Origin of the sequence: Streptomyces griseorubiginosus, from assembly GCF_036345115.1 — a bacterium.
GTDB classification, from domain to species: domain Bacteria; phylum Actinomycetota; class Actinomycetes; order Streptomycetales; family Streptomycetaceae; genus Streptomyces; species Streptomyces griseorubiginosus_C.
Genome location: NZ_CP107766.1, coordinates 9133814 through 9148533, shown reverse-complemented (window position 1 = coordinate 9148533; position 14720 = coordinate 9133814). Strand labels below are relative to the sequence as shown.

Sequence of the window (14720 nt, the reverse complement as noted above, 5' to 3'; positions counted from 1 at the left end):
AATCGCCGACCGTGCCCACACCTCCCGATCCCGCCGTCCTCTACCCCGACATCGCGGCGCACGGCAGCCTCGCCGCCGCACTCCGAGCCGGGGCGGAGGGCCGCCTCGACGCCGTCCCCGTCACGTCCTCGGAGGCCGAGCCGCTGCTCCACGCGGCCGTGGCAAGCATCTTGCCGCACCGGGGGCCACTCCAGATCACCGCGTGGAGACACGAACGGCGATGGTGGATCCGGGGTGAGGAGCCCTTCCAGACCCTGGCCCTCGTCGACGGCCTGACGACCGACCTCGCACAGCTCGCCAGGGCCGCCCGGGCCTGGCACGACGGAGAAGCGCCGGCCGCCGTCCGCCGGGCAGCCCCTTTCGTGCATCTGACCGGCCGGTTCGAGGTCCCCGACAACGACCCGGGGCGCCTGACGGCGTCCGAATGGCAGGGCATGCGGCGGGAGGCCGCCGAACTGACATACGCCTGGCAGGAGACGTACCAGGCCCTCGTCGAGGCGGCCCACGCCGAGCCGGCCCTGCGCGCCCTCTACCCCTTCACGAGCCACTGGGCCCTGCGCTTCTCGACCACCACCCGGCCGGCTCTGACCGTCGTCGGACCGTCCCTGAGCGCGAACAGCGACGGCACGTACGGGGTGGGCAATGGGTTCGTCACCCCGGACCTCGGCACCTTCCCCACCGCGCACGAGGCCGTGGCCATGGCCGTACGCCATCTCCCGTCACCGCTCGGCCCGGTCGCACTCGGCGGCTGACCGCCCGATGGGCGTGGACCGGTACGACCCGGTCCACCCCTGCCGTCCCACCTTCGCCCTGCCGCCTCAACCGAGTTCCTCCGCCAGGCCGATGACGATCCCCTCCGGGCCGCGGACGTAGCAGAGCCGGTAGATGTTCTCGAACTGCTCGACCTCACCGACGAGTTCGGCGCCGTGGGTGCGCAGGCGGGCGATGACGTCGTCGATGTCGTCCACGGCGAACATGACGCGGCGGATGCCCAGGGTGTTGGCCGGCGAGTCCTCCGGTACCGAGCCGATGGCCTTCGGTGTGTGGAACTTCGCCAGCTCGATCCGGCCGGGAGCGTTCGGGATGCGCAGCATCGCGACGTCCTGGCGGACGTCGTCGACCCCGATGACCCGCTCCACCCAGCGCCCCTCCACCGGGCCCCTGCCCTCCAGCTCCATGCCGAGTTCGACGAAGAACGCGATGACGGCGTCCAGGTCCTCGACGACGATGAGCACGTTGTCCATGCGCCGTACTGCCATGCCGGGCCTCCTCGGTGCGGTCGATACGGCCACGATGGGCCGACCTGCGGGACACGCAAGCGATCTCAGCCCACGTGCAGGACACGGAAGCGGTCCGGGTCCGCCGGGTCCCGGTCCGCCACCTGGACCGGTGCCCCGGCCCACTGCCACACGCTGCCCCCCGGCGCCCGTCCGAACCCGATCCGCCCCCGGGTGCCCTCGACCGTGACGCCCGGCCAGGACTCGGCGATGCGCGCCCGGTCCGTGCCGTGCCGACGCAGCGCCTCAGCGAGGACGGCGACCGTGTCGTAGCCCTCGTACCCGACGAACGAGGGGGGTTGGCCCAGCCGCTCGCGAAGGCCCGCCTCGACTCGTGCGCCAAGCGGGCTGAGTTTCTCCGGCAGATAGCGCAGGAAGGGGATCCCGGCACCGTCGTCGCCCAGCAGCTTCCTCCATGAGGCGAACTCCGGCTGGCCGGCCGGAGCACCCGTCAGGAGCTCGGCGAGACGCCGGTCACGGCGGACGGCACGGACGATCGGCACCGCGGGCTCCGGGGAGCCGACCAGGAGAAGGAGAACCGTCGCGCGATGCTCGACGAGCGCGTCGCACAGGGACGTCGGGGGATGTTCCCGCACATCGAGTTCGACGACGGTGCCACCGCGCGCGCCGAAGTGGTCCCGGAGGACACGGACTCCGGACGCCCAGTACACGCTCGGCTGGGTCGCCACGGCGAGGCGCGTGTGGCCCGCGTCGAGGAGGAAGTCGGCGTAGACGCGCCAACCGCGGGACTGTGGCGGTGAGAGTCGGGCGACCTGGTCCGTCGGCTGCTCGGTGAGTGCGTCGAGGACCGCCGACGAGCACAGGAACGGCACACCGAGCGCGTCCGCGCGGGTCGCGGCGGCGCGAGCGACGACGCTGTGGTACTCCCCGGCCAGCGCGACCACTCCCAGCCCGGCCAACTCGTCCACGGCCGCCTCGGCCCTGTGCGGATCCGCCGCTGTGTCCCGGACCACGAGTTCGAGCGGCCTGCCGCCGATGCCACCGGCGTCGTTGACCTCGCCGACGCCCCACTCGATCCCGGCCAGCAGGTGTTGACCCGCCTCGACCCAGCCGGGTCGCGTCAGCGGAACGAGAACACCGATCCGCACGGGCGGTCCGCCCGCCCGATCCGCTGCGGCCGGTGACACGACCTCACCGCTGTCCACGTCGTCTCCCCTCCCCCTCACTCGTCACCCCGCGCCGCCGCAAGCACCAGCCGCCGGATGTCCGCCAGGTCGGCCTCGAACTCCGCCGTGAGGTCGACCGGGAGGTCCAGCCAGGGACCGAGCCGGCTGTGGCCCGGGAGTTCACTGTCCGGGAGCTGTCCGCGGCGCCCGCGCGGGTCGAGGGCGCCGGGGGTGAAGCGGCCGGAGGCCTCCGAGGTGGCGAAGCCGATGACGAAGGTGCTGATCAGCCGCTCCAGTCGGGGCACCTCCGAGTCCGGGACCCCCGCCTCGAGGAGGGCGAGGTAGATGATGTCCACCGCGCGCACGGCGTCCGGTGTGACGGCGGGTCGGGAGAAGAGCAGGTGCGCCGCCCACGGGTGACGCTGGGTCACCTGCCGGCAGGCGTGGGCGAGGGCGTCGAGCCGTTCGTCCCAGGTCGGCTCCCGCGCCCCCTGCGCCGCGTCGGTCGGCAGCAGCGCGGACAGCAGGCGTCCGACCATGCCGTCCAGCAGCGCCGCCTTGTCCTTGACGTGCCTGTACAGCGCCATCGGCGTGACGCCGACCCGCTCGGCCAGCGCACGCATTGACACCGCCTCCAGGCCACGCTCGTCGGCGATGGCGAGGGCCGCGTCCAGGATCTCTTCCCGTCTGCCACTCATGGGTCTACAGTGTAGACGTGTACACCGTAGACGGGTACGCCGTAGACAAGGGGAGGGCCGATGCTCGTCACGAACGGCTTGGTGAAGTCCTACGGCCGCCATCGCGCGCTGGACGGTTTCGACCTGACGGTCGAACCGGGCGAGATCGTCGGCCTGATCGGCCACAACGGCGCCGGCAAGACGACCTTCGTGGAGACCGTCACCGGCCTGGTGCGGCCCGACGCGGGCCGCGTCCGCATCGGGCCGTACGACGCGCTGAGCGAGGGCCGGGCCGCGCGGCGGCTCGTGGGGATGGCTCCGCAGGAGCTCGCCCTGTACGGCAGTGTCACCGTGCGGGAGAACCTGCGGCTGTTCGCCGGACTGGCCGGTCTCCGGGGCCGGCGACGGGATGCCGGGATCACGCGGGTCCTGGAGGAGCTTCAGCTGTCGGCGGTGGCGGACCGGACCGTGGGTGTCCTGTCCGGCGGACAGCGGCGCCGGGTCCAGGCGGCCACCGCGATGGTCGGCTCACCGCCCCTGCTGCTGCTAGACGAGCCGACGGCCGGCGCCGATCCGGAGACCCGCTCCGCCCTGTTGGCCGCCGTGAGGGCTCGCGCCGACGCCGGGGCCGCCGTCGTCTACACGACCCACTACCTCCCCGAACTCGTCGACCTGGACGCCACGTTGGCGCTCGCGCGGGCCGGCCGGGTCATCGCGCGCGGCACCCAGGAGGAACTCACCCGGCACCTTCCCGCAGAGCTCAGGGTCGCCTTCGCCGACCCGGCCGAACCCGAGGTCCGTATGCCGAGCACGGATCCCGGGGCCGACCTTGCGGCCCTGCTCGCCTCCGGCCGCACACCCGCCTCCGTCGACGTCCACCGGCCCGGACTGGACGACCTCTACCACTCCCTGGAATCGACACCGCCCGAAGCCACGGCCGGAGACGCCATGGCGCCGAAGACCACGGCGCCCGAGAGGACGGAACCCCACGATGCCGCCGCATGAGTCCGCGACCCGCCTGAGCGTCCTGATCCGCCACAACGCGCTGCTGATGCTGCGCGAACCCGGCCCCCTGCTGAGCAGGATGGTCCTGCCGCTGGTCTTCATGACCCTGCTGCGCCCGCTCTACCTGTCGGCGCAGGGCCGGGCGGCCGGTACCGAGCAGGCGGTCGTCGGCACGCTGGTCACCTTCTCGCTGCTCGCGCTCAGCATCTCCGGCAACGCGATCCTCTCCGAACGTCTCGGCCGCACCTGGGACCGTCTGCGCGGCACGCCCCTGCATCCGGCGGAGCTGCTCCTGAGCAAGGCGGTCCCCGTCCTCACCGCGCTGCTCGCCCAGCAGTTGCTGATCGTCGGCTTCGGGGTGTGCGTGTTCGGACTGCGCGTGCCGCATCCGTTCCTGCTGCTGGGGGTCCTGCTCAGCTGGTGCTGCACGCTGCTCGGCCTCGGGGCGCTGCTCGGTGTGCTGGTCCGGTCGATGGGTGAGCTCTCCGCCGCCTACGACATCGGCGGCATGCTCCTGAGCAGCGTCGGCGGCGCGCTCGTCCCGCTCGCCGTCCTGCCGGCCTGGGTCGCGGACGTCGCCCCGGTCTCCCCCGGCTACTGGGCCGCGCACGGCCTGCGGGCCGCTCTCGCGGGGGACACCCACACGGCGGCGGTGGCCTGCGGCACGCTGTTCGGCACGGCCGCGGTCTGCGCGACCCTGGCCGCGGTCAGGCTCCAGGGCCGCAGCGGCCGGGTGGTGGCGCTCTAATCGGGCAGGTTCGCCAAGGCTCCCCCCTCAGGTGCAGGTGGGATGGAGCCGACCCGGGCCTCGACCGGCCCGCTGCGCCCGGCGCCGACCGCCGATGGTAGGGCGAGTGGCGCAACCGCCCTTACGCGAGGCCCCCGTTGCTCTTGAGCAGCTGGCCGTTGACCCACTGCCCTTCCCGTGAGCACAGGAAGTCCACCAGGTGCGCGGTGTCCTGCGGGGTGCCGAGGCGGCCGAGCGGGGTGGCTTCGAGGCAGTGCGCCCGGATCTCCTCGGACATCCAACCCGTGTCCACGGGACCTGGGTTGACGGCGTTGGCGGTCACGCCCAGGTGGGCGAGTTCGTGGGCGGCCGCCAGGGTGATGCGGTCCATCGCGCCCTTGCTCGCCCCGTAGGGCAGGTTGCCCACGGTGTGGTCGCTGGTGAGGCTGATGATCCGGCTGGTGCCCGGAGTCGCGGTGAAGCGGCGGCCGAACTCCCGGATCAGCAGCCAGGTCGCCCGGGTGTTGACGGCGAAATGCCGGTCGAAGCTCTCGACGGTGGTGTCGAGCAGACCGGAGTCCACGGACTCGCAGTGGCTCATGACCAGCGCGGTGACGGGGCCGATCCGGCGCTCCGCCTCGCCGAAGACCCGCGCCGGGGTGCCGGGGTCGGCGAGGTCCGCCTCGATCGCGGCGGTGGCGGCACCCCGCTCGGCGAGGAGCCGCTCGATCGTCGCGGTCGCGCCGGGTTCGACGCCCCAGCTCATGCGGGCGTCGTAGGGGGTCCAGTAGGTGAAGGCGATGTCCCATCCGGAGGCCGCCAGTTGGCGCGCGATCCCGGCGCCGATGCCGACGGTGCGGCCCACTCCGGTGATCAGGGCGAGCGGACGAGCGGGGGCTTCGGTGCGTGTCGTCACGGGCTGAGATCGTCCCCGAGTGACGGCAGGCCGACAACCGCTTTTCCTGATCGGAACCGGGTGCCCGAGAACACGGAAATGCTGAAAATTGCTCAACTCTGGCACATCCCTGCGCCCCATGAGCCCGCTTGGCCGAAACTCGTCGTCATGTGACTAAAGTTCAACCGCGCCACCGGGGACTTCTTCGTTTACCCCCGGTAATGCCTTGATTTACGCGATTCACTGCCGCCACTCTTCCTCCACAACCAGCCAAGACTCTGGGGGGAGTTGGCTTATGGAAGGTACGGTTGACGGGTTCCGCTACGGCGTGGTGACCCCGGTCGCCGCGTATCTGATGGCGTGCCTGGGAGGGGCTCTGGGGCTGCGCTGCATCGTGCGGACCCTGCTCAGCCACGAGTCGTGGAAGCCCGGCTGGCTGGCGCTCGGCGCCGCCTCGATCGGCTGCGGCATCTGGACGATGCACTTCATCGCCATGATCGGTTTCCAGGTGGTGGAGACCCGGATCCGCTACGACGTCGGGCTCACGGTGCTCAGTCTCGCGGTGGCGATCGTCGTCGTGGGCATCGGGGTGTTCATCGTCGGCTACCGGGGCGCCAGCACCCTGAATCTGTCCTTCGCGGGCGTGATCACCGGGCTCGGCGTGGCGGCCATGCACTACCTCGGCATGGCGGCACTGCACCTCAACGGGACGATCCACTACGACCCCGCGATCGTCGCACTGTCCGTGGTCATCGCGATCGTCGCCGCGACCGCGGCCCTGTGGGCGGCCGTCACCATCCGGGGCTTCCTGACGAGCCTCGGGGCCAGCCTGATCATGGGTGTCGCGGTGACCGGGATGCACTACACCGGCATGTCCGCGGTCAGCGTCCATGTGCACAGCAGGCTCGGCGGATCGTGGGCGGGCGACTCACCCACCTCGCTGCTGCTGCCCATGCTGCTGGGCCCGGCGATCTTCCTGCTGCTGGCAGGAGTCGTGGTCATGTTCGACCCGCTCCTGGTGCTCGGCGACGGCGACTGGAACCGCCGGTCCACCTCGGCCGCGCGCACCGCCCCGCAGTCCGACTCGCTCTTCGAGGACCAGGAGAAGAAGGAGCGCCGGGACGACCGGGAGCGCCGGGTGGTCCAGGCCCGGGCCCCGCAGGACCCGCACTGGGCGGCACCCCGCGGACCGCAAAGGTGACTCCCCTGTCGGCCCGGTTCTAGATCGTTGTTACGGTGCACCGGTGTCTGACTCCTCACGCGATACCGCCGAAGGCGCCGGCTGGGGCTCCGCCCAACTCGGCGAGTACAAGCGGCTGATGCCGCCCAAGGTCGAGAAGATCTCGTGGCTGAACCCGAGGACGCTGTGGGCCGCCCGCAACGGCGTGGTGGCCTCCTGGTTCGGGGACCCCACGGGCCGTACCCGAAGCCGCTGGGTGGCCCAGCGCGCGGCGGCCGGCGCACCCGCCGACAAGGTGATCCGGCGCGAGGACCCGGAACGCTTCTCGTTCATGGTCATCGGCGACACCGGAGAGGGCGACGACCCCCAGTACGCCGTCGTACCGGGGTTTCTGAAGATCAGTCAGGACACCCGGTTCGCGGTGGTCGCCAGTGACGTGATCTACCCGGTGGGCAGCGCGGACGACTACGACTCCAAGTTCTTCCGCCCGTACCAGGACTATCCGGCGCCGATCTACGCGATACCCGGCAACCACGACTGGTACGAGGATCTCGGCGCCTTCATGCGCGTCTTCTGCGACGACGCACCGCCCCTGGCTCCCGAACCCGCGCCGCGCCCGTTCAGCCGGGCCTGGCTGCGCACCCTGCTGTGGCACCGGCCGCGCCCCCACGACGGCCAACGCCTCGACCAGGCACGCCAGTTGCGTGCGGACCCGGCTCAACAGGCCGTCCAGCCCGGCCCGTACTGGGCCGTCGACGCGGGACCGCTGCGCATCATCGGGATCGACACCGGGCTGCTCGGCACCCTCGACGCCGAACAGGGCGCGTGGCTGCGCGAGGTCTCCCGAGGCCCCCGCCCGAAGATCCTCATCACCGGCTCGCCCCTGTACGTGGACGGCGAGCACCACCCCTGCGCCATCGAGGGCGGCGGCACCGTCGACGCGATCGTGCGCGACCCGGCGCACCACTTCGTCGCGTCGATCGGCGGCGACATCCACAACTATCAGCGCTACCCGGTCGACGTGGACGGGCGGACCATCCAGTACGTCGTCTCGGGCGGCGGCGGCGCTTTCATGCACGCCACCCACACCATCCCGCGCGTGTCGGTCGCCGACGTCACCGAGCAGGACTTCCGCTGCTACCCGCTGCGCGGCGACTCGCTGGCCTTCTACAGCCGGCTCTACGGCCGCCGCCTGCACCTGCGCCGCTTCTTCACCCTCACCGAGGCCGAGGCCACCGCGGTGATCGCCGAACGGCTCGGTATCCCGCCCACCCGTCTGCCGGGCGAGCCGGCCCGCGTCACCTTCCGCACCCGTCTCGTCGCCAGTCTCCTGGGCGCCGGCGGCCGCCCCGACCGCACCTCGCGGTTCCGGCTCCCGGTGCGCAAGATCTACACGCAGCTGTTCTCGCCCAGCTCGGCGACGTACAGTCCGCCGTTCTTCAAGTGCTTCCTGCGGCTGGACGTCACCCCCGAAGCGGTGCACCTGCGCTGCTTCGCGGCCACCGGCAACCTCGCCCAGGAGATCGAACCGCCCGTCGAGGACGAAGTGATCATTCCGCTGCGCTGACCCGGGAACACGGTGGCCGGCGCCGGGGTTGCCACAGCCGTACTACTTGATTCGTCAAGCTTCCCGGAGGAGCCCGTGCCGTCCACCCCCCGTCCCCTGCGCAAGCTGGGCTTCCTGACCATCGGACTGTTCGACGAGGCGGATCCGCGACGCGGCCACGAGTCGACGCTGGAGATCATCGAACTGGGTGAGCGGCTCGGCTTCGACAGCGCGTGGCTGCGCCACCGCCACCTCCAGTACGGCATCTCCTCGCCCGTCGCCGTCATGGCGGCGGCCTCGCAGCGCACCCGCCGCATCGAGCTGGGCACGGCCGTCATCCCGCTCGGCTGGGAGAACCCGCTGCGGCTGGCCGAGGACCTGGCGACCGTGGACATCCTGTCCGGGGGCCGGATCAACCCGGGCGTGAGCGTGGGCCCGCCGATGCACTTCGACGAGGTCAAGGGGGCGCTGTACCCGGACACGGCCGACGTCGAGGACTTCTCCTACGAGCGGGTACGGCGCCTCCTCGACCTGGTGCGCGGCAAGCCGGCGAGCGACTTCAGCGGGGTGCAGGGCTTCGAGGTCTTCTCGGACCGGGTGCAACCCCACTCCCCCGGGCTCGGCCGACGGCTCTGGTACGGCGGCGGCAGCCTGAGTTCGGCGCGCTGGGCCGGTGAGCACGGCATGAACTTCCTGACCAGCAGTGTCGTCAAGGCTGAGGGCTCCGAGGGGCCGTACGACTTCGCCGAGATCCAGCTCTCGCACATCCGCGCCTTCCGTGCCGCACATCCCGACGGCGAGGAGGCCCGGGTCTCCCAGGGTCTCGTCGTCATCCCCACCGACTCCGCGTCGCCGGAACAGCGGGCCAGGTACGAGGAGTACGCGGCGAAGCGCACCCCGCGCACCGCCTCGCCCCAGGGTCCGGCCCGGCTGATGTTCGCGCCGGACATCGTCGGCACGTCGCAGGAGATCGCCGAACGCCTCCACGCGCACGCCGCGTTCCGCGAGGTGGACGAGGTGGCCTTCGCCCTGCCGTTCACCTTCGAGCACGAGGACTACGTGCAGATCCTGACGGACATGGCGACGAAGCTGGGTCCGGCGCTGGGGTGGCGGCCGGGGGTGTAGGTCCGCTCGGGCGCCGGGGGCGTCCGCTGCTGCCCCCTCACCACCGCCCCACCTCCGTCCCGGTGATCGCCTGGGACGCCCTGCCGTCCGCCCCCACCGGCACGTCCCCGGCCAGCATCACCCGGTGCATGGTCCGGGGGAAGCCGAGGTGGGCGTTGTCGCTGGGGGCCAGGTGGATCGTGGCGCGGTTGTCCCAGAAGGCCACGCTGCCCGGTTCCCAGCGGAAGCGGACCGTGTACTCGGGGCGGACCGCCTGCTCGAGGAGCATGTCGAGGATCGCCCGGCTCTCCGCGCGGGAGAGGTCGGCGATCTGCTCGACGTAGTAGCCGTTGACGTAGAGGATCCGCTCCCCCGTCTCGGGGTGGACCCGTACGAGCGGGTGCAGGGAGGCCACCTGGTGGTCCAGCAGGTGCCGGACGTAGGCGTCGTCGCCGGGCCGGGGCTGGTAGCCGACGCCGAGCCGGTGCTCCACGCGCAGACCGTCGACGAACTCCCTTACCGGGCCCGACAGTCCGGCGTAGGCGGCCGCGAGGTTGGCCCACTGCGTGTCGCCCCCGTACGGCGGGACCGTCTCGGCGCGCAGGATCGTCGCGGCGGGCGGGTCGATCCGGGCGCCGTGGTCGCAGTGCCAGCCGCGCAGCAGCGTGTGCCGTCGGCGTTGCAGCCACTCCTCGTGCTCCATGCCGAACTTCCCGCCCAGCTCCAGCCGGTCGGCCGTCGTCTCGACCTCGGGGAAGTCCGGGGGTGAGGCGCTGCCCCGCTTGCGCAGGACGACGGGCTCACCGAACCGGCGGGCGAAGGCCACGTGCCCGGCGTGGTCGAGCTTCTGCCCGCGGAAGAACACCACCTTCCACCGCAGCACCGCGGCCCGGATCGCGGCGACCACCTCGTCGTCAAGATCACCGGCGAGATCGACACCGGTGATCTCGGCTCCGATGTGCCCCGCGACCGGGTTCACCTCGAGGCCCGCGTCCCACTCCGCCGTGCCGTTGTCCGTCGTCATGCATGCTCCGTAGATCGCCGTGGCCGTCGTGCCTCTGAAGCTCCGCACCCCGCGGGGCGCGTCACCCATGGTTGACTGCCCACCGTGGCCACTCCCTCAACTCCCCAGGACCCGGACGCACCTGCCCAGGAACCGAGCGCGTTCGTACGGCGCGTTCCCACGGGCGAGCGGCTGCCCATGCCTGCCCGCTCGGTGGCCGACTGGGAGACGTTCCCCTTCGAGGGTGAACTCCGGGTCAAGCACGTGCAGCCCCCCGTCCTTCCCGAACCCGCCCGCCACGGCGAGGGCGGCCCCGGGCAGTGCCACACCTGCCTCAAGCCGGTCGCGGAAGCACTCTGGGCCGACCACCACTGGCGCCTGGACGCGATCGGCACCGAGTCCCGGCTCCCGGCCGTCGTCATGCTGCAACCACGCGGCCACTACGACCTCGCCGATCTGCCCGCCGAGCGCGCGACCGAACTCGGCCCCCTGCTCCAGCGGGCGGAGCGGGCCGTGCTCGGTCTCGACGGGGTCGCCCGGGTCCATGTCAACCGCTGGGGTGACGGCGCCGCACACCTGCACTTCTGGCTGCTGGCCCGGCCGGCGGGCCTGCTCCAGCTGCGCGGCACCTTCCTGCCGGTGTGGGAGGAACTCCTGCCGCCCCTCCCCGAGGAGGAGCGGCGGCGGAACCACCGGCTGATCGCCGAGTCGATGGCCGCGGAGGGCGGGACGGTGCACGCGCTCACCCAGTGAGCCGCTGGTGGCGCGCCCACTGAGGTGAGGGGTGTCCCAGGGTCACTCCGCGGGCTGCGCGAGGTCCAGGTCGAGGGTCGCGGCGTCGGCGTGGCCGAGGGTGAGCCTGGACGCCACAGGCGGGTAGCCGGCGGCCACGAGTGTGTAGGCGCCGGGTGCGAGGTCGGTGAGTGTGTAGGTGCCGTCGTCGGTGGTGACGAACGAGGCCACGGGGACGCCGTCGGCGTTCAGCAGGGTGACGCGGGCGTCGGCGAGGGGTCGGCCGGTGCGGCCCTGACGGACCGTCCCGGTGAGGGCGCCCGCGGGGTGCAGTGTCAGGTCGTGGCGGGCGCCGCCGCTCGCCTCGACCTCGACCGGTACGGCCGCCGGACGGCGTCCTGGCGCGCTGACCTGGAGGGTGAACTGCCCCGGGCGCAGGCCGGAGAGGGCGTAGTCGCCGCCCGCTCCCGAGGTGCTGCGGGCGACGACGTCACCCGCCGGATCGAGGATCAGGACGGTCGCCCCGGCCAGCGGCGTGCCCTCCGCGTCGCACACGACACCGTGCACGCTCGCCGTACCCGCCGTACCCGCCGTACCCGGCGCGACGGCGTCGCCCGGCAGTGTCACCGTGCAGGACGCCGGCCCGTCGCCGACCATGAGGTTCGTGGCCTGGGGCCGGTGTCCTTCGGCGGCCACGACCAGGGTGTAGGCCCCCGGGTGGGGCCGGGGCATCGTGCCGGAGCCGTCCTCCCGGGTGCGAGCCCGGGCCGTCAGGCGGCCGCTCCGGTCGATCAGGGTGAGCGCGGCACCGGCGACGGGTCGCCCAAAAGAGTTCTGGACACGGCAGACGAGCCCGGACGTGCCGCCCGCGTCCGTAGGGTTGGCCGCACCCGCGACACCGCCCGCCGTGGAGACGGGCTCCGCCGCTACCGGCGCCCCCGCGACGGCTGCCACCGGCACGGCCCCCACCACGGCGGGTCCCACCGCGACGCGGCCCCGGATCAGGGAAGCCGCCGCGGCCGCCAGTGACATCGCGATGGCCAGGGAGAACACCACAACGAGGCCGTCGTGGAAGGGGTGCGAGATCAGGTGGGGGAAGAACTCCTGCCCCGTCAGCCTCGCCGCGTTGGCCGCCGGGAGGTGGTCGAGAATGCTGCTGCCGAGCAGGTGCTGGATCGGGTTGTAGCCGAGGAACGCGGCGAACAGCACGCCGACGGGCGGGAGCCCGGCGACCGCGTGCGCGGCCTGGGTGGGGACGCCCTGGGCGGTCAGCCCGGAGGACAGCGTCTGCGGCAGGGAGCCGGACAGACCGGCCACCATGAGCGAGAAGAAGACGCCCATGGAGAGCACCATGCCGGCGTTCTGGAAGGTGGCGCGCATACCGGAGGCGGCGCCGCGGGCCTCGGCCGGCACGCTCGACATGATGATCGAGGTGTTGGGCGCGGCGAACAGGCCCCCGCCGAGTCCGTTGAGGAAGATCAGCAGCGCGAAGACCCAGTAGTCGAAGTCGGTGGGCAGGGCGAGCAGTCCACCGAAGGAGCCCGCCATCACCGCGAACCCGGCGGCGGCGAACAACCGGGCCCCGTACTTGTCGGACAGGTATCCCGACACCGGCCCGGCGACCAGGAAGCCGACGGTCAGCGGAAGCATGTAGATGCCGGCCCACAGCGGGGTGTCGGCGTAGTCGTAGCCGTGCAGCGGTAGCCAGATGCCCTGGAGCCAGATGATGAGCATGAACTGGAGTCCGCCGCGCGCGACGGCCCCCAGCAGAGCGGCCGCGTTGCCGCCCGCGAACGCGGTGTTCCGGAACAGCCGCAGCGGGAACATGGGTTCGGCCACCCTCGCCTCGATCACGCAGAAGGCGACGAGTACGGCCACCCCGCCGATCAGCCCGGCGAGCACCCAGGGGTTGGTCCAGCCCATGGTGTGGCCGCCGTAGGGCTGGATGCCGTAGGTGATGCCCGCCAGCAGCGCGGTCAGGCCGACGGCGAAGGTGAGGTTGCCCCACCAGTCCATGCGGCCCGGGGTGCGCACGCCGGTCTCGTGCAGGGACTTGTACGCCCACACCGTCCCGAGCAGCCCGATCGGCACGTTGACCCAGAACACCGAGCGCCAGTTCCACGTCACCAGGGCCCCGCCCAGCACCAGGCCGAGGAAGGACCCGGCGATACCGGCGACCATGTTGACGCCCAGGGCCATGCCCCGCTGCCGGGCGGGGAAGGCGTCGGTGAGGATGGCGGCCGAGTTGGCCATCAGCATGGCGCCGCCGACGGCCTGCACGATCCGCCAGCCGATCAGCCACAGCGCCCCGCTGCCGCCGTGGAACGGGTCCAGGGACAGGACGACCGAGGTCAGGGTGAAGATGAGGAACCCCGAGTTGTAGATGCGGACCCGGCCCCACATGTCGCCGAGCCGGCCCAGGGCGACCACCAGCACGGCCGTGACGAGCATGTAGCCCATCAGCATCCACAGCAGATAGCTGACGTTGGCCGGCTGGAGCGGATCGAGGCGGATGCCGGTGAAGATGCCCGGCAGGGAGATCAGCACGATCGAGCTGTTGATGGTGGCGAGCAGGATGCCGAGCGTGGTGTTGGTCAGGGCCACCCACTTGTAGCGGGGATGCTCGACGCCTGTTCACGCGCTGCGTCCCCGATGCCGGACGGGTCCCGTGTCGGCGGTGTGCTGGATCGTTTCGTCGGTGGCCATGACTGACTGCCCTCTCTGCTGTTCTCTGCCGGAGCCCGTGGAGCGACCGACGGTGTTCTCGACAGGCCGATCACGAGACGGCCGAGCGCGGGACCGCCCGCCGGCGCACGCTCCCCGGCGCGGGCACGGGCGACTCCGTCCCGGGCAGGAGTGACGCCGGCCCAGGCACAGGTGACGCCGACCCAGGCACGGTCACACCGACCCAGGCTCAACCCACGCCGCCGACCGGAGTCCCGTGACGCTCAGGCCTCGTCGCCCCCGGCATCCGCGAGAGCCGGTTCATCGACAAGTCGACGTACCAGAGGCGCGACCGTCCGCATCGCGGATCCCAGTTCCCGCCGTTCCTCCTCCGAGAGGGTGGCCAGCAGGCGGGCCAGCCGGGCGTTCCGTTCCTTTCTGCGCTCGGCGAGCACCTCCCGACCTGCGTCGGTCAGGGCCACGAGCGTGACCCGGCCGTCGCCGGGATCACTCACCCGCACCGCCAGGCCCTGGTTCTCGAGCCGCTGCACGAGCTGGGTCATCGACGGCTGCGCGACCCCTTCCGCCGCCGCCAGCGCGGTCAGCCGGGCGGGGCCTTCCCGCTCCAGCCGGCCCAGCGTGGAGGCGGTGGTGAAGCTCATGCCCCTGCGGTCCGCGAGACTGCGGATCACGACCCCCGCGACCTCGGCCAGCGCCCCGGCGATCTCCTCGGGCTCCATCTCGTCCACAGCCCCATTTGTATCACCGACCTATATAGGCAGC

General features: G+C 72.0%; 14 protein-coding genes. 7 read left to right on the top strand and 7 right to left on the bottom strand.

Annotated elements, in window-relative coordinates:
• Positions 1–11: 11 nt before the first annotated feature.
• Positions 12–752, top strand: a complete 741-nt coding sequence (locus OHN19_RS41245) for a DUF6193 family natural product biosynthesis protein (protein WP_330269125.1) — start codon at positions 12–14, stop codon at positions 750–752.
• 66 nt (positions 753–818) lie between these two features.
• On the opposite strand, the gene OHN19_RS41240 is transcribed toward OHN19_RS41245, so the two are convergent.
• From OHN19_RS41240 to OHN19_RS41230, 3 genes are all read right to left on the bottom strand, one after another.
• On the bottom strand, positions 819–1259 hold the full coding sequence (locus OHN19_RS41240) for a VOC family protein (protein WP_330269124.1): 441 nt from the start codon (positions 1257–1259) through the stop codon (positions 819–821).
• A gap of 65 nt (positions 1260–1324) precedes the next feature.
• The gene (locus OHN19_RS41235) at positions 1325–2443 is read right to left on the bottom strand and encodes an ABC transporter substrate-binding protein (RefSeq protein WP_330269123.1); all 1119 of its coding nucleotides are present in this window, start codon (positions 2441–2443) and stop codon (positions 1325–1327) included.
• A 17-nt stretch (positions 2444–2460) separates the two neighbouring features.
• Positions 2461–3102, bottom strand: coding sequence for a TetR/AcrR family transcriptional regulator (locus OHN19_RS41230; RefSeq protein WP_330269122.1), 642 nt, complete (start codon positions 3100–3102; stop codon positions 2461–2463).
• A 60-nt stretch (positions 3103–3162) separates the two neighbouring features.
• Here OHN19_RS41230 and OHN19_RS41225 point away from each other — a divergent pair, with 60 nt between their 5' ends.
• Both OHN19_RS41225 and OHN19_RS41220 read left to right on the top strand, forming a co-directional pair.
• Positions 3163–4086, top strand: a complete 924-nt coding sequence (locus OHN19_RS41225) for an ABC transporter ATP-binding protein (RefSeq protein ID WP_330269121.1) — start codon at positions 3163–3165, stop codon at positions 4084–4086.
• On the top strand, positions 4073–4834 hold the full coding sequence (locus tag OHN19_RS41220; RefSeq protein ID WP_330269120.1) for an ABC transporter permease: 762 nt from the start codon (positions 4073–4075) through the stop codon (positions 4832–4834). Before OHN19_RS41225 ends, OHN19_RS41220 begins: the two co-directional genes overlap by 14 nt.
• 121 nt (positions 4835–4955) lie before the next feature.
• Here the strand turns inward: OHN19_RS41220 and OHN19_RS41215 are convergent, their stop codons facing one another.
• Complete coding sequence (locus tag OHN19_RS41215; protein WP_330269119.1) at positions 4956–5729, bottom strand: SDR family oxidoreductase; 774 nt, start codon at positions 5727–5729, stop codon at positions 4956–4958.
• A gap of 274 nt (positions 5730–6003) precedes the next feature.
• On the opposite strand from OHN19_RS41215, the gene OHN19_RS41210 reads away from it, so the two are divergent.
• From OHN19_RS41210 to OHN19_RS41200, 3 genes are all read left to right on the top strand, one after another.
• Positions 6004–6909: an MHYT domain-containing protein gene (locus OHN19_RS41210; RefSeq protein WP_330269118.1), complete on the top strand. Its 906-nt coding sequence runs from the start codon at positions 6004–6006 to the stop codon at positions 6907–6909.
• 43 nt (positions 6910–6952) lie between these two features.
• A complete protein-coding gene (locus OHN19_RS41205) occupies positions 6953–8455 on the top strand; it encodes a metallophosphoesterase family protein (RefSeq protein ID WP_330269117.1) in 1503 nt (500 codons plus the stop codon).
• Positions 8456–8530: 75 nt separating this feature from the next.
• Entirely contained in the window at positions 8531–9559 is a 1029-nt protein-coding gene (locus tag OHN19_RS41200; RefSeq protein WP_330269116.1) for an LLM class flavin-dependent oxidoreductase, read from the top strand.
• Between the two features lie 37 nt (positions 9560–9596).
• On the opposite strand, the gene OHN19_RS41195 is transcribed toward OHN19_RS41200, so the two are convergent.
• Complete coding sequence (locus OHN19_RS41195; RefSeq protein ID WP_330269115.1) at positions 9597–10562, bottom strand: TauD/TfdA dioxygenase family protein; 966 nt, start codon at positions 10560–10562, stop codon at positions 9597–9599.
• 84 nt (positions 10563–10646) lie between these two features.
• Between OHN19_RS41195 and OHN19_RS41190 the strand changes: the two genes are divergently transcribed.
• The gene (locus tag OHN19_RS41190) at positions 10647–11294 is read left to right on the top strand and encodes a hypothetical protein (protein ID WP_330269114.1); all 648 of its coding nucleotides are present in this window, start codon (positions 10647–10649) and stop codon (positions 11292–11294) included.
• A 42-nt stretch (positions 11295–11336) separates the two neighbouring features.
• Here OHN19_RS41190 and OHN19_RS44055 read toward each other — a convergent pair whose 3' ends face one another.
• The gene (locus tag OHN19_RS44055) at positions 11337–13877 is read right to left on the bottom strand and encodes an MFS transporter (RefSeq protein WP_419249563.1); all 2541 of its coding nucleotides are present in this window, start codon (positions 13875–13877) and stop codon (positions 11337–11339) included.
• Positions 13878–14221: 344 nt separating this feature from the next.
• Complete coding sequence (locus OHN19_RS41175) at positions 14222–14677, bottom strand: MarR family winged helix-turn-helix transcriptional regulator (protein ID WP_330269832.1); 456 nt, start codon at positions 14675–14677, stop codon at positions 14222–14224.
• Between the last annotated feature and the right edge of the window lie 43 nt (positions 14678–14720).

What these genes read in the sequence shown, in the direction of transcription:
- OHN19_RS41220 (WP_330269120.1), top strand. Translation starts at nt 4,073, where the DNA reads ATGCCGCCGCATGAGTCCGCGACCCGCCTGAGCGTCCTGATCCGCCAC.
- OHN19_RS41240 (WP_330269124.1), bottom strand. Translation starts at nt 1,259, where the DNA reads ATGGCAGTACGGCGCATGGACAACGTGCTCATCGTCGTCGAGGACCTG.
- OHN19_RS41210 (WP_330269118.1), top strand. Translation starts at nt 6,004, where the DNA reads ATGGAAGGTACGGTTGACGGGTTCCGCTACGGCGTGGTGACCCCGGTC.
- OHN19_RS41225 (WP_330269121.1), top strand. Translation starts at nt 3,163, where the DNA reads ATGCTCGTCACGAACGGCTTGGTGAAGTCCTACGGCCGCCATCGCGCG.
- OHN19_RS41230 (WP_330269122.1), bottom strand. Translation starts at nt 3,102, where the DNA reads ATGAGTGGCAGACGGGAAGAGATCCTGGACGCGGCCCTCGCCATCGCC.
- OHN19_RS41195 (WP_330269115.1), bottom strand. Translation starts at nt 10,562, where the DNA reads ATGACGACGGACAACGGCACGGCGGAGTGGGACGCGGGCCTCGAGGTG.
- OHN19_RS41175 (WP_330269832.1), bottom strand. Translation starts at nt 14,677, where the DNA reads ATGGAGCCCGAGGAGATCGCCGGGGCGCTGGCCGAGGTCGCGGGGGTC.